This is a genomic window from Actinosynnema pretiosum (genome assembly GCF_024171695.1).
Lineage (GTDB): Bacteria > Actinomycetota > Actinomycetes > Mycobacteriales > Pseudonocardiaceae > Actinosynnema > Actinosynnema pretiosum.
The window spans coordinates 55,549-69,033 of record NZ_JAMTCF010000022.1; the positions used below are offsets into that span (position 1 = coordinate 55,549).

Here is a 13,485-nt window from a genome sequence, read left to right on the forward strand (position 1 = left end):
AGTCGATCACCGGCGCGTCCGGCCGCCGGTGCGCTTTACTGCCCGCATGTCGCGTGACGCGGGTGGGGCTTTGCGGATCGGCGGGAAGGTCGTGGCCTTCCTGGGGTTGAGCGCTGCGGCGGTGCTGCTGTCCGCGCTGGTGACCGGGGTGCTCGTGCCGGTGGAGGACGGGCAGCCGTGGCCGGTGGTGGCGGTCGCGGCGGGGTTGGTGCTGCTGGCGACGCGGTGGTTCGAGGGGGCCTGGCGCGGGCTCGGGCCCGGTCGGTGGTTCGGGCCGGGGTTGCTGCTGGGGGTCGCGGCGGTCGGCCTGCTGGCGTGGGGGCTGATGCTCGACGGGGTGCTGCGCTGGACGCCGAACGCCGGGTTCACCGCGCCGCTGGCGCTGACCGGCACCGCGTACTTCTGCTTCGCGGTGCTGCTGGAGGAGCTGGTGTTCCGGGGGTACGCGCTGCGCCGCCTGGCCGAGGTGTGGGGGCCGAAGGTCGCGGTGGGCGGGTTGGCGGTGCTGTTCGGCGGCTACCACCTGCTGGTGCTGGGCGCGGCGCCCTCGGTGAAGTCCGGCGGGTTCGGCGAGCTGCTGTGGACGGCGGCGGGTCCGGCGATCGGGGCGGTGGTGTTCGGCGTGGCCGCGCTGCGCACGGGCGGGATCGCGCTGCCGGTGGGGCTGCACCTGGGGTGGAACTGGGCGCAGTGGCAGTTCTTCGCGTTCCCGACCGACGACAACCCGGTGGGCCGGTGGACGCCGCTGGTGACGCCGGGCGTGGACCCGGTGGTGTTCAAGGTCGGGTACGTCGTGGTGATGGCGCTGGTGCTGGGCGCGGTGCTGCTGGTGACGCGCCGCCGCGAGCCGCGGGGCCGGGCGGTGGCGCTGCCCGCGTGATGACCCGCGTGATCGCTCGCGGGTGGACACTGGCGGGGTGACCCGCTTCCTGTGCCTGCTGTTCCCGAACGTCACCCAGCTCGACCTGACCGGTCCCGCGCAGGTGTTCTCCCGCCTGCCGGGCGCGGAGGTCGAGCTGGCCTGGCACGACCTGTCCCCGGTCCCCACCGACGCGGGGTTCTCGATCGTGCCGACCACGACGCTGGCCGACGCCGGGCAGGCGGACGTGCTGTTCGTGCCCGGCGGGCAGGGCGCGTTCGAGCTGTTCGAGGACGAGGTGGCGCTGGAGTTCCTGCGCCGCCAGGCTGCGGGGGCGCGGTTCGTGACGAGCGTGTGCACCGGCTCGTTCACCCTCGCGGCGGCCGGGCTGCTGACCGGCAGGCGCGCGACGAGCCACTGGGGCTCGCTGCCGCTGCTGGCCGGGCTGGGCGCGGTGCCGGTGGCGGAGCGGGTGGTGCGGGACGGGAACATCGTGACCGGGGCCGGGGTGTCGAGCGGGGTGGACTTCGCGCTGTCGCTGGCCGCCGAGCTGTTCGGCGACGCGGAGGCGAAGCGGGTGCAGCTGATGATCGAGTACGACCCGAGGCCCCCGTTCGACGCGGGCGGCCCGACCCGCCCGGACGTGGACCCCGACGAGGTCGCGGCGATCACGGCCCGGCTGGCGGCGGCGCGCGGGCCGCTGGTGGCGCGGGCGGCGGAACGGCTGCGGCTTGACAGCCGGAGCTAATAAACTTAGCTTGAGGGCTACTACTGTTAGCTTGGAGGTCGTGGGTGCGCGGTGTCGAGCGGGAGGTAGCCCGTGGCTAGGGCGGCGCTGTCGGCGGAGGCGGTGGTGGACATCGCGCTGCGCCTGGTCGACGAGGAGGGCGCGGGCGCGCTGACGCTGGCGGCGGTGGCGTCGCGGGCGGGGGTGGCGACGCCGTCGCTGTACAAGCACGTGCGCAACCTCGCGGACCTGCGGGCGCTGATGTCGGCGCGGATCGCGACCGAGCTGTCCGACCGCATCGGCGACGCCGCGCTGGGCCGCTCGGCCGACGAGGCGGTGCGCGCCCTGATGCTCGCGTGGCGCGACTACGCGAAGGAGCACCCGCACCGCTACTCCGCGATGCTCCAGAGCTCGCAGCCGCTGGTGGACCAGGCGGCGAAGCGGCTGGTGGAGATCCTGCTGGGGGCGATGCGGGCGTACGGGATGGACGAGGTCCGGGCGGTGCACGCGGTGCGCTGCCTGCGCGCGGCGGTGCACGGGTGGGCGGTGCTGGAGGCGCAGAACGCGTTCCAGTGGCCGGAGGAGCTGGACGAGAGCTACGAGCTGCTGGTGCGGATGGTGACGGGCGGGTTGCGGGAGGGGTGAGCGCCCCGCCGGGCGAGGCGCTCCCGCCTCACCCGGCCGTCGTCCCCCAGGTCACCGGCAGCGCGTGCACCCCGTAGACGTTCATGTCCGTCTTCAGCGGCACCTCCCCCGCCGGGACCGCCAGCGCCAGGTCCGGGAACCGCCGCAGCAGCCCCGCGAAGCTCGCCCGCATCTCCACCCGCGCCAGCTGCTGCCCCAGGCACTGGTGCACCCCGTGCCCGAACGCCACCAGCCCGCGCGCGTCGCGCCGCACGTCCAGCGCGCCCGCGTCCTCGAACGCCTCGGGGTCGTGGTTGGCCGCCAGCAGCGACAGCACCACCGTCGACCCGGCCGGGATCAGCTCGCCGTGCAGCTCCAGGTCCTCGGTGGCGTACCGGTAGAACAGGTCGCCCACGGACAGGTACCGGGTCAGCTCCTCCACCGCCCCGCCCAGCAGCCCCGGCTCGGCGCGCAGCGCGGCCAGCTGCTCGGGGTGCTCCAGCAGCGCGAACGTGCCCAGCGCGACCATGTTCGCGGTCGTCTCGTGCCCGGCGAGCAGCAGCAGGAACGCGCACCCGGTCAGCTCCTCGACGGTCAGGGCCTCGTGCCGCGCCAGGTCCGACAGCACGTCCTCGCCGGGCTCGGCGCGCTTGCTCGCGACCAGCCCGGCCAGGTACCCGGTGAGCGCCCCGTACGCCGCCGCCTTCTCCGCCAGCTCGACGTCCTTGACCATGAACCGCGCGGTGTTGGCCTGGAACACCTCCCGGTCCGCGTACGGCACGCCGAGCAGCTCGCAGATCACCAGCGACGGCACCGGCAGCGCGAACTCCCGCACCAGGTCGACCGGCGGGGTGAGCGCGGCCATCGCGGTCAGGCGCTCCTCCACGATCTGCGCGACGCGCTCCTCCAGCGCCCGCATCCGCTTGACCGTGAACGCCCCGGTCAGCTTGCGCCTGAGCCGGGTGTGGTCCGGCGGGTCCGTGGCCACGAACAGGCCAGGCACCTGCGGCGACGGCTCGGTCGCGGGCGGCATCCCCGGCGTCGGGTACGGCACGTGCAGCACGCCGAGGTCGAGCCGGGAGCTGAACCGGGTGTCGGCGAGCACCTGCCGGACGGCGGCGTGGCCGGTGACGAGCCAGCCGACGTGGCCGTCGGGGAACACCAGCGGGCACACCGGGCGGCGGGCGCGCAGGTCGGCGACGAACGTGGTCGGGGCGAACGGGCCCGCGTCGCGCTCCTGCGGGAGGCCGTCGGGGATCGGGACGGGCGAGGTTAAGTCCATGACGCCATCGTGGCACGAATCTGGCACCAATACGAGCCACTTTGGCTCAATTCAGGTGCCAGATCCGCGTCGAGGCCTGGTCAGCGGTCCAGGCCGAGGTCCGCCACGACACGGACCACCCGCGCCCGCTGCGCCTCGTCGAGCCCTCGCACCGGCAGCGGCAGGCAGTCGCGCGGCACGAGCCCGAGGTGCTCCGCGATCGCCGCGATCACGCGCACGCTCCCGCCGTGCTCGGCGAACAGCCCCCACAGCGGCGCCAACCGCTCCGACTCCGCCACCGCCTCCTCCGCGCGCCCGGCGAGCGCCGCGCGCGTCACCCGCAGCGCGGGGTCGGGCAGGGTGCCCGCGACGGCCGAGTACCAGGCGTCGCACCCCGCGTTCAGCCCGGCCGCCCCGAAGGCGTCGCCCGAGATCCCGATGGTGACGTGCTCGGGGATCGCGGCGCGGATCTCCCGGACGCGCGCCGGGTGGCCGGAACCGCCGGGGATCTTGATCGAGGCGATCCCCGGCAGTCCGGCGATCCGGCCGTAGAGCGCGGTGGTGAACGCGAAGTGCGTGGTGCCGGGGTTGTCGTAGACCACCACCGGCAGGTCCACCCCCTCGGTGACCAGCCGGAACAGCTCGAACACCTCGTCGTCACCGAGCGGCTGGTAGGTCATCGGGGCCAGCAGCACCCCGGCGGCCCCGGCGTCCTCGGCGGCGCGCGCGTTCGCCAGCGCCCGCGAGGCCCGCAGCGCGCCGACGCCGACGAGCACCGGCACGTCCCCCGCGTGCCGCACGGCCAGGCGCGCGACGCGGGCGCGCTCCTCGGCGGTGAGGTAGGCCCCGGACCCGGTGGAGCCGAGCGCGGTGATCGAGTCCACGCCGGACGCGGCCAGCCGCTCGACCAGGCCGCAGAACGCGCCCTCGTCCACGGCGTCGCCCGCGAACGGGGTCAGCGGGAACGCCCCGAGCCCGGTGAACGCGCTCCCCGGCGTCACGCCGCGCCCACGGTCCGGGTCGCCGAGGTCACGTCCGCGCCCAGCCCGCCGAGCGCCGTCGCGAGGTGGTCGACGGCGGCGTCCAGGGCCGCGTCGTCCACCGGCGCGAGCGCGTCCAGGATGAACAGCGCCGCCGTGGTGCCCCCGGTCAGCGCGGTGCGCCGCCCCTGCCGCCAGTTCCACCGCCTGCACGTCACCCCGGCGTCGTCGCGCCACACCACCTCGCCCGGCTCCGGGTGCTCGACGACCTCCACCCCGCCCGCGACCGCGTCGAACTCCTCCGCGCCGGTCGCCCTGACCAGCCGGGCGCTCCCCCGGTACCGGGTCAGGTCCTCGCCCCCGAGCGGGATCCGGTGCAGCACCGAGATCGCGTTGTAGACGTCGGTGAGCGCGTTCACCCTGGGCAGCCCGGCGTCACCGCCTGCGCGCCGCAGCAGCGCTTCGAGGCTGTTGCGGGTGCGCTGCGGCTTCGCGCCGAACCCCCGGTACGCCTCCCGCCACGCCGCGACGTGCGGCTCCTCCTCCACGGGCCCGGCGGCGAGCAGCTCGCGGGCGCTCGCCTCGGCCTCGGCCACCAGCGCGTCCCCGAGCGCGGTGCTCGCGGCGGGGTCGATCCCGTCCACGACGAGCAGCGCGGCCCGGTAGTCCGGGCGCAGCGCGAGCACCTCGGGGTCGATCCGGGCGTCGGCGAGGAACCGCTTGAGGTCGGGGGCGTCGGTCATTCGTGGTCTCCGTTCGACGGGCCGGTCGCGCGGGTTCGCGGTGACGTTGCGCAAGGTAGTGCACCGCCCCGCGCCACCCGCGCGACCGGCGGGCGGTCCCTCAGTGCCCGGCGCCGAGCGCGCCGCTGAGCCTGCCGTGCAGGTCGGCGCTGCGCGGGTTGAGCCCGGTGATCTCGACGGTCTTGCCGCGCTGGGCGTACTTGGTCTCGATCGCGTCCAGCGCGGCCACCGACGAGGCGTCCCACACGTGCGCGGCGCTCAGGTCGATGACCACCCGGTCGGGGTCGTTCGGGTAGTCGAACTGGCCGACGAGGTCGTTGGAGGAGGCGAAGAACAGCTCCCCGGTGACCCGGTAGACCACCGTCCCGCCGTCCGGGGCGAGGACCGCCTCGACCTCGGCCAGGTGCGCCACCCGCTTGGCGAAGATCACCATCGCGGTGATCGAGCCGACCACGACGCCGATCGCGAGGTTGTCGGTGGCCACCACGCAGACCACCGTCACGACCATGACGGTGATCTCCCCGAGCGGCATCCGGCGCAGCGTGGCCGGGGCGACGGAGTGCCAGTCGAAGGTCGCGAAGGACACCATCACCATGATCGCCACCAGCGCGGCCATCGGGATGTCGGAGACGACCGGCCCGAACACCACGCACAGCACCATCAGGAACGCCCCGGCCAGGAACGTGGACAGGCGGGTGCGGGCGCCGGAGACCTTCACGTTGATCATCGTCTGGCCGATCATGGCGCAGCCGCCCATGCCGCCGAACAGGCCGGTGACCACGTTGGCGACGCCCTGGCCCACCGCCTCGCGGGTCTTGTTCGAGCGGGTGTCGGTGATGTCGTCGACCAGCTTGGCGGTCATCAGCGACTCCATCAGCCCGACCAGCGCCATGGCGAAGGCGTACGGGGCGATGATCGTGAGCGTCTCGACGGTGAACGGCACGTCCGGCAGGCCGGGGGTCGGCAGCGCGGACGGCAGCGCGCCCTTGTCGCCCACGGTCGGCACCGCGAGGCCCGCGCCGACGGTGATCAGGGTGAGCACCACGATCGAGACCAGCGGCGCGGGCACGACGGTGGTCACCTTCGGCAGCAGCACCACCAGCACCAGCCCGCCGAGGAACAGCGGGTAGACGATCCACGGGACGTCGACCAGCTCGGGCACCTGGGCCAGGAAGATCAGGATCGCCAGCGAGTTGACGAACCCGACCATGACCGAGCGCGGGATGAACCGCATCAGCCTGGCCACGCCCAGCGCGCCGAGCGCGATCTGGAACACCCCGGCCAGGATGACCGCGGCGATCAGGTAGCCGAGGCCGTGCTCCTGGTTGAGCGGGGCGATGACCAGGGCGACCGCGCCGGTGGCCGCGGAGATCATGGCGCGCCGCCCGCCGACGACCGAGATCACCACGGCCATGGTGAACGAGGCGAACAGGCCGAGCGCGGGGTCGACCCCGGCGATGATCGAGAACGAGATGGCCTCGGGGATCAGCGCCAGCGCGACGACGAGACCGGCGAGGACCTCGGTGCGCCAGACCTTGGGGTCGCGCAGCCAGTCGGGGGCCAGCGCGCCGCGCAGGCGGGCGGGCAGGGCGGAGGGGGAGGACACGGAGGGGTTCACCTGTCGTGCTCGGGCACACCCCCGTGGAAGGGGGTGCGGCGGTGGGGACGGCGGCGCCGGAGTCGGCGCGCCGCGACGGCGGTCCAGCGCGGCGCGACTCGGGCGCGGGCGGGACCGGGCGGGGACGGGAGCGGCAGGGCCGTGCGACCTGGCCGTGCGACCGGGCCTCGGCCCGCGCCCTCCCGGACACCGGGGGTTACGGCGGGCAGGCCTCGGCGGTGGGCGTGATCCGCTCGCGCACGCTCGTCTCCTGCGGGGCTCGGCTCTCCGGCGGAGACCCTGGTCTGCCCCGGCACGACGGCGTGGCGGCCCACGGCCTGCCTCGCCGCGCTGATCCTACGTCCTCCGGCGACACACGCGACCCCAGGGCCGCTCCCCCACACGGCCGCCCGCGCACACCCACATGCCTGATCAACACCGTTTCCGCAAGTACCCATGCACTGATCCGCATGTCACACCGGGACAACTGTCCCACTGGGACATTCCAGCAGTACGCTTGTCCCGTGAGCGTTCGACCAGAGCCGGTCGTGGACGGCCGGAGGCAGCGGAAGACGCTGCGCACGCGTGAGGCGCTGGCCTCGGCGGCGGTGGAGCTCGTGGTGGCGCGCGGACTGCGCGCGGTCACCGTCGAGGAGATCGCCGACCGGGCCGACGTCACCCGGCGCACCTTCAGCCGCTACTTCGCAGGCAAGGAGACCGCCGTCCTCGACGGCGTCCGGGCCGACGGCGACCGGATCAACGCCGCCCTGCGGGCCCGCCCCGCCGACGAGGACCCGATGACGGCCTACCGGGCCGCCGTCCGGGACTGGCTCGACGACGAGGGCGAACCCGCCTGGCACCGCCGCCCCGGCGTCCGCGACCTGTTGCGGCTGACCGAGCGGGAACCCACGCTGTTCGGCGCGCACCACCACCTCCGGGCTCTCGCCGAGGCCGAGTCGGTGCGGGTGCTCGCGGAGCGGATGGGCGTGCCCGAGGACGACCTGCGGCCCGCCGTGGTGGTCGGCGCGGGCGCGGGCGCGCTGGTGGCGGCGACCCGCCTGTGGCTCTTCGGCGACGAGGAGCTGCCCGTGCTGGTGGACCGCGCGTTCGACGCCCTGGTCGGGGCGCTCGCCATACCTACAACGCAGTGGAGTGCGCCATGAAGGCTGTGCAGTACCGCGAGATCGGCAAGGCCCCCGAGGTCGTCACCGTCCCCGACCCCGAGGCCGGTCCCGGCCAGGTCGTGCTGGAGGTGGCCGCCGCGGGCGTGTGCCACTCGGACATCGCCGTGATGGAGTGGCCCGCCGAGGTCTACGGCTACGGCTTCCCCCTCACCCTGGGCCACGAGGGCGTCGGCAAGGTCGCCGCACTCGGCCAGGGCGTCACGGGCCTGAAGGTCGGCGAGATGGTCGCCGTCTACGGCCCGCAGGGCTGCGGCTCGTGCGCCAAGTGCGCCGAGGGCAAGGAGAACTACTGCCTGCGCGCCGCCGAGCTGGGCATCAACCCGCCCGGACTGGGCGCGCCCGGCGCGATGGCCGAGTACATGCTGATCGACAACGCCCGCCACCTGGTGCCGCTGGGCGACCTCGACCCGGTCTCGGCCGCCCCGCTCACCGACGCGGGCCTCACGCCGTACCACGCGATCAAGAAGTCGCTGCCCAAGCTGGTCCCCGGCAGCACCGCCGTGGTCATCGGCACCGGCGGCCTGGGCCACATGGCCATCCAGATCCTGCGCGCCACCACGGCCGCCCGCGTGATCGCGCTGGACGTGTCGAAGGAGAAGCTGGAGCTGGCGGCGGCGGTCGGCGCGCACGAGACCGTGCTGTCCGACGCGAACGCCACCAAGGCCGTGCGCGAGCTGACCGGCGGCCTGGGCGCCGAGGTCGTGCTCGACTTCGTGGGCGTCGGCCCGACGGTGGCCACGGCGGCGGGCGTCGTCGCGGTCGAGGGCGACCTGACCGTGGTCGGCATCGGCGGCGGCACCGTGCCGGTCGGCTTCGGCACGATCCCGTTCGACGTGTCGGTGTCCACCCCGTACTGGGGCAGCCGGGGCGAGCTGATCGAGGTGCTGGACCTGGCCCGCTCCGGCGCGCTGACCGTGCACACCGAGACCTTCGGCATCGACGAGGCGCCGCTGGCGTACGAGCGGCTGCACGCCGGTCAGGTTCGCGGGCGCGCGGTCGTCCTGCCGCGCGGCTGAGCGATGCGGTGGGCGCGCCGCCCCTCGGCGCGCCCGCCGGTCGGGAACGTGGAGCGGTCCGGTGGTGGCGACCACCGGACCGCTTCGCCGTGCCCACGACCTGGCCCCTCGGTCGGGTGATCCCCGACCGGGCGCGGGCCTCAGACCCCGTGCGGGCGGCTGCGGGCGGACGGGATGCCGCGCGGGGCGTCGGCGTGGACCACGTTCGCCAGCACGCGCGCCAGCGCCGCCGGGTCGCCCGAGTCCGCCACCGCCTGCCCGGCCGTGATGCCACCGGACCCGGCGGCCAGCGCGCGCCGCGCCTCGGCGACGGTCTCCGCGTCCGCCCGGTGGTGGGTGACCGCGATCAGCACCGGGATGGCGCACCCGGCGATCACGTCGGCCTGCGCCGCGTGGTCGGCCACCGGCGGCAGCTCCACCAGGTCCGCGCCCAGGTCGACGGCGAGCCCGGCGGCGCGGGCCAGCAGCTCCGGCGAGCCCTGCTCGGGGCCGCGCGGGTGCACCGAGGCCAGCAGCGGCACGTTCCACCGGTCGCACTCCTCGGCGACGGTGGCCAGGTCCGCGATCTGCCGGTTCTCGCCGTCCGAGCCGAAGTCGACGCTCACGCACACCGCGTCCGCGCCCAGCCGCACCGCCTCCTCCACGTGCGCGACCAGGTGGGTGGAGTCGGGGGCGTGCTTGGTGCTGGCGCTGAGGTTCACCACCAGCGAGGCGGAGGTGAACGACTCGGGGTGCACGTGCCGCAGCAGCCCCTTGTGCAGCACCACCGCGTCCGCGCCGCCGTCGATCACCTCGGCGACGGTCCGCGCCAGGCTGCCGCAGCCCGCGGCGGGCTGCTCCAGGGGGACGAGCAGCAGGCGGGGGCCGCCGTGCTGGTGCATCCGCCTGATGCGGAGCTGCCGGGCGAACGTGCGGAAGGGCGTCACCGCGTGCCTCCAGTGGTGCCGGGGCCGATGCGTAAATCGGGCAGGACTCAACCACACCGCCGATCGGCCTAGTGACGATTCCACCGGTCCGGGTGACACCGTTCGGGCCAACGGGTGACACCGGGGATTCCCCCGAGCGACCGACCCGCCCGGCAGTTCATCCCCGCGCGACGACCCGGTCCAGCCACTCGGCCAGCAGCGCCCGCTCCCCCGCGCTGAGCGCGGTCAGCTCCGGCGCGGCGGCCCGCAGCGCGATCGCCGCCCCGACCGGTCCGGTGGGCGCGCCGGTCGGCGCGGGCCCGGTGGTGACGGCGGCGATGACCGCCTCCCGCGCCGTGGTCGACAGCTCCGGGTCGCGCTCGTCCTCGGGCGTGGCGATCAGGGTGAACGTGAGCCCGCAGCCCGCCGAGTGCACCAGGTGCGCGGCCCGCTCCTCGGCGACCTTGAGCCGCCCGGCCTCGGCGATGCGGCGGACGGTGCCCGCGAGCACGTCGGCGGCCTGCCTGGCGGCGGGCGAGGAGACGCCGGTGCGGGCGTCGCCGTAGATCAGCGAGTAGAGGGCGGGGTTGGCGACGCCGAAGCCGACGTGCAGGTCCCAGCCCCGGCGCAGGTCGTCGACGGGGTCGGCGGAGTGGGCGAGGGAGGTCTTGTCGGCCAGGTAGGAGGCGAAGCCGTGGCTGGCGACGGCGTCGAGCAGGCCGTCCTTGTCGCCGAAGATGCGGTAGATCGTGGGCGACTGGACCCCGGACGCCGCGCACACCGCGCGCGTGGACACCGCCTCCCGGCCGCCTTGCAGGAGCAGGTCGTAGGCGGCGGCGACGATGCGGTCGCGGGTCAGGTCTCGCTTCACCCCGACACGATAACGGGCGCGACGGCGTTTGGTAGCGCCGTTAACACTGTCACGTTGCCGCCGAATAGCGCCGCTACCGTCGAGCTGTTACCGTTGACAACAACAGGTGCCGGGACCGGCGCCGCAGAGCGTGGGAGGAAGCACGTGGGCAGCACTGAGCGCGTCGCGATCGTCACCGGCGGGTCCAGGGGCATCGGCCGGGCCGTCGCCGAGCGGCTGGCGGCGGACGGGCAGGCCGTGGTGGTGAACTACGCGGGCAACGAGGAGGCGGCGCGCGAGACCGTCGAGGCGATCACCGCGCGCGGCGGGCGGGCCGTGGCGGTGCGCGGCGACGTCGGCGACGAGGCGGCCGTGAAGGCCCTGTTCGACGCGGCGGAGGAGCACTTCGGCGGCGTGGACGTGGTGGTGAACTCGGCCGGGATCATGGCGCTGAGCCCGGTGGCCCAGCTCGACCTGGCTGAGCTGGACCGCATCCACCGCACGAACGTGCGAGGCGCGTTCGCCGTCGCCCGCGAGGCCGCGAACCGGGTGCGGCAGGGCGGCGCGGTGGTGCTGTTCTCCACCACGGTCACCAAGACCAACCTGCCGACCTACGCGGCGTACGCGGCCAGCAAGGCGGCCGTGGAGACCCTGGTGCCGATCCTGGCCAAGGAGCTGGCGGGCAAGGACGTGACGGTGAACGCCGTCGCCCCCGGCCCGACCGCGACGGAGCTGTTCCTGAACGGCAAGAGCGACGAGCTGGTCGCGAAGCTGGCCGCGCAGAACCCGATGGGGCGGCTGGGCGCGCCGGAGGACATCGCCGAGGTGGTGTCGGTGCTGGCCGGTGGCGCGCGGTGGGTGAACGCGCAGACGGTGTTCGTCAACGGCGGCCTGGCCTGACACCCGGTGGCGGCGGCGCCCCGGTTCCCCGTGGCGCCGCCGCGCTCACCGCGCCCGCTTCCGCTTGACCCGCACGGGCACCGCGCCGACCCGCCCGGAGTCCCCGTCCAGGATCTCCAGGATGGCGCGGACCTGTCCGTCGAACTGGTGGCCCAGGTCCCGGTAGAGCAACCACAGCCCCTCGCGGGCGAGCGCGCGGCACTCGGCCCCGAGATCACCGCTGCCCCGCTCCACGGCCTCGGGATCGGTCTGACCGGCGACCAGCTGGAAGAGCAGCTCCAGCACCCACCCCTTGGCGGGCTCGCTCAGCGGACCGGCGAGCCCGGCCAGGAGCACGGGCACCGCGGCGGGCGCGGCCTCGAACAGGTAGCCGGACACGACGATCCGGTTCTCCAACTGCCAGTAGCACTTCTCGGCCTCCTCCTCGGAGAGCGCCGACAGCAGGCCAGCGAGGCTCACCGGCGTGTTCCGCCTCCACTCCTCCTTCGGCGAGATCACCGCCAACGAGGCCCAGTCGTGTCGGTCGAGCTCGAACTCGACCAGTGGGGTCGTCACCGCGCCACCTCCATGATCATGAACGAGCGTAGCGCCGCGCGGTCCCGCCGAGCCGGGAAAAACCGGGTGCGCCCTTCACCGCGCCCCCGTTAGCTTCGGACGCATGGACTTCGCAGCGCTGCGGCGGAACACGCCCGACGAGGACGGCTACTTCGGCGAGGCGGTCGCCGCCGACTACGACGCCCCCGGCCCACCCGGACCCGAGGTCGCCGCGGCCGTCGACGTGCTCGCCGAGCTCGCCGCAGGCGGCCGGGTGCTGGAGTTCGCGATCGGCACCGGCCGGATCGCGCTGCCGCTCGCCGAGCGCGGGGTCGAGGTGGCCGGGATCGAGCTGTCCAAGGCCATGCTCACCCGGTTGCGCGCCAAGCCCGGCGGGGACGCGCTGGAGTGCGCCGTCGGCGACTTCTCCACCACGCGCGTCGCGGGCGAGTTCTCGCTGGTGTTCCTCGTCTACAACACGATCCAGAACGTCACCACCCAGGACGCCCAGGTCGAGACCTTCCGCAACGCCGCCGCGCACCTGGCCCCCGGCGGCCGGTTCCTGGTCGAGAACGTCCTGCCGAACCTGCGCGAGCTGCCGCGCGGCCGGACCGACGTGCCCTTCGACAGCGGCCCCGACACCTGGGCGTTCTCCCGCTACGACATCGCCACCCAGTCCATGAGCAACAACCGCTTCACCGTCCGCGACGGCCGCGCCACCGTGAGCACGATCCCGTTCCGGTACGTCTGGCCCGCCGAGCTGGACCTCATGGCCCGCATCGCCGGACTGCGCCTGGAGCACCGCTGGACCGACTGGGACCGCTCGCCGTTCCACCACGAGAGCCGAAAGCACGTCTCGGTGTGGCGCAAGGAGGACTGACTGTCGGTGCCCCCTCCTACACTTGCCGCCGACACAGGGAGCAGGGGGTCGTGGTGGCGGTGAGTTCGGAGGGGTTCTTCTCCCTCGTGCGGCGGTTGGCCGAGGTCAAGCGGCTCGACCGGCGGGAGTACAGCGCGTTCGAGGTCAAGGGGGTGAAGTTCGCCTACCACTGGCCGCGCACGGAGACGGTCGGGCTCAAGCAGCTGCTGAGCGAGCAGTTGGCGCTCGTGGCCGAGCGGCCGGACGTGTTCGAGCCGCAGTACGCCATCGCCGGGTTCGGGTGGGTCGTGGTGCACCTGGACGGGGTGGAGGCGGACGAGCTGGCCGAGCTGCTGTACGAGGCGTGGCGGTTGTCGGCGCCCGAGCAGCTGGTGGAGGAGGAGCCGGACTGGGCGTTGGCCCCGCCCGTGCTGGGGTAGGGGGCG

General features: G+C 74.4%; 15 protein-coding genes. 8 read left to right on the forward strand and 7 right to left on the reverse strand.

Annotated features, from left to right (window positions below; genetic code table 11):
- Positions 1-46: 46 nt before the first annotated feature.
- The 3 genes from LV78_RS34080 (at position 47) to LV78_RS34090 (ending at position 2,231) form a co-directional block, all read left to right on the forward strand.
- Positions 47-880, forward strand: coding sequence for a CPBP family intramembrane glutamic endopeptidase (locus tag LV78_RS34080; protein ID WP_253850105.1), 834 nt, complete (start codon positions 47-49; stop codon positions 878-880).
- Positions 881-917: 37 nt separating this feature from the next.
- Positions 918-1,607: a DJ-1/PfpI family protein gene (locus LV78_RS34085; RefSeq protein ID WP_253850106.1), complete on the forward strand. Its 690-nt coding sequence runs from the start codon at positions 918-920 to the stop codon at positions 1,605-1,607.
- A 72-nt stretch (positions 1,608-1,679) separates the two neighbouring features.
- Positions 1,680-2,231 carry a TetR/AcrR family transcriptional regulator gene (locus LV78_RS34090; RefSeq protein ID WP_253850107.1) on the forward strand — a complete coding sequence of 184 codons (552 nt, stop codon included), beginning with the start codon at positions 1,680-1,682 and terminating at the stop codon, positions 2,229-2,231.
- 28 nt (positions 2,232-2,259) lie between these two features.
- Here the strand turns inward: LV78_RS34090 and LV78_RS34095 are convergent, their stop codons facing one another.
- The 4 genes from LV78_RS34095 to LV78_RS34110 form a co-directional block, all read right to left on the reverse strand.
- A complete protein-coding gene (locus LV78_RS34095; protein WP_253850108.1) occupies positions 2,260-3,492 on the reverse strand; it encodes a cytochrome P450 in 1,233 nt (410 codons plus the stop codon).
- 80 nt (positions 3,493-3,572) lie between these two features.
- Positions 3,573-4,472, reverse strand: a complete 900-nt coding sequence (locus tag LV78_RS34100) for a dihydrodipicolinate synthase family protein (RefSeq protein ID WP_253850109.1) — start codon at positions 4,470-4,472, stop codon at positions 3,573-3,575.
- Positions 4,469-5,194 (reverse strand): B3/B4 domain-containing protein, encoded by a 726-nt coding sequence (locus LV78_RS34105; RefSeq protein ID WP_253850110.1) that lies wholly within the window; start codon positions 5,192-5,194, stop codon positions 4,469-4,471. The genes LV78_RS34100 and LV78_RS34105 overlap by 4 nt, the downstream gene beginning before the upstream one ends.
- A gap of 100 nt (positions 5,195-5,294) precedes the next feature.
- Positions 5,295-6,800, reverse strand: a complete 1,506-nt coding sequence (locus LV78_RS34110; protein ID WP_253850112.1) for a SulP family inorganic anion transporter — start codon at positions 6,798-6,800, stop codon at positions 5,295-5,297.
- A 515-nt stretch (positions 6,801-7,315) separates the two neighbouring features.
- On the opposite strand from LV78_RS34110, the gene LV78_RS34115 reads away from it, so the two are divergent.
- Both LV78_RS34115 and LV78_RS34120 read left to right on the forward strand, forming a co-directional pair.
- Positions 7,316-7,954, forward strand: coding sequence for a TetR family transcriptional regulator (locus tag LV78_RS34115; protein ID WP_253850113.1), 639 nt, complete (start codon positions 7,316-7,318; stop codon positions 7,952-7,954).
- Positions 7,951-8,991, forward strand: coding sequence for an NAD(P)-dependent alcohol dehydrogenase (locus tag LV78_RS34120; protein ID WP_253850114.1), 1,041 nt, complete (start codon positions 7,951-7,953; stop codon positions 8,989-8,991). Before LV78_RS34115 ends, LV78_RS34120 begins: the two co-directional genes overlap by 4 nt.
- Positions 8,992-9,131: 140 nt before the next feature.
- Here LV78_RS34120 and LV78_RS34125 read toward each other — a convergent pair whose 3' ends face one another.
- On the reverse strand, positions 9,132-9,917 hold the full coding sequence (locus LV78_RS34125) for a beta/alpha barrel domain-containing protein (RefSeq protein ID WP_240438936.1): 786 nt from the start codon (positions 9,915-9,917) through the stop codon (positions 9,132-9,134).
- A 157-nt stretch (positions 9,918-10,074) separates the two neighbouring features.
- The gene (locus LV78_RS34130) at positions 10,075-10,767 is read right to left on the reverse strand and encodes a TetR/AcrR family transcriptional regulator (RefSeq protein ID WP_253850115.1); all 693 of its coding nucleotides are present in this window, start codon (positions 10,765-10,767) and stop codon (positions 10,075-10,077) included.
- A 144-nt stretch (positions 10,768-10,911) separates the two neighbouring features.
- On the opposite strand from LV78_RS34130, the gene LV78_RS34135 reads away from it, so the two are divergent.
- On the forward strand, positions 10,912-11,646 hold the full coding sequence (locus LV78_RS34135) for an SDR family oxidoreductase (protein WP_253850116.1): 735 nt from the start codon (positions 10,912-10,914) through the stop codon (positions 11,644-11,646).
- A gap of 45 nt (positions 11,647-11,691) precedes the next feature.
- On the opposite strand, the gene LV78_RS34140 is transcribed toward LV78_RS34135, so the two are convergent.
- Entirely contained in the window at positions 11,692-12,201 is a 510-nt protein-coding gene (locus LV78_RS34140) for a hypothetical protein (RefSeq protein ID WP_253850117.1), read from the reverse strand.
- A gap of 103 nt (positions 12,202-12,304) precedes the next feature.
- Between LV78_RS34140 and LV78_RS34145 the strand changes: the two genes are divergently transcribed.
- Positions 12,305-13,060 carry a class I SAM-dependent methyltransferase gene (locus LV78_RS34145; protein WP_253850118.1) on the forward strand — a complete coding sequence of 252 codons (756 nt, stop codon included), beginning with the start codon at positions 12,305-12,307 and terminating at the stop codon, positions 13,058-13,060.
- 53 nt (positions 13,061-13,113) lie between these two features.
- Positions 13,114-13,479, forward strand: coding sequence for an MmcQ/YjbR family DNA-binding protein (locus LV78_RS34150; RefSeq protein ID WP_253850119.1), 366 nt, complete (start codon positions 13,114-13,116; stop codon positions 13,477-13,479).
- Positions 13,480-13,485: the final 6 nt, after the last annotated feature.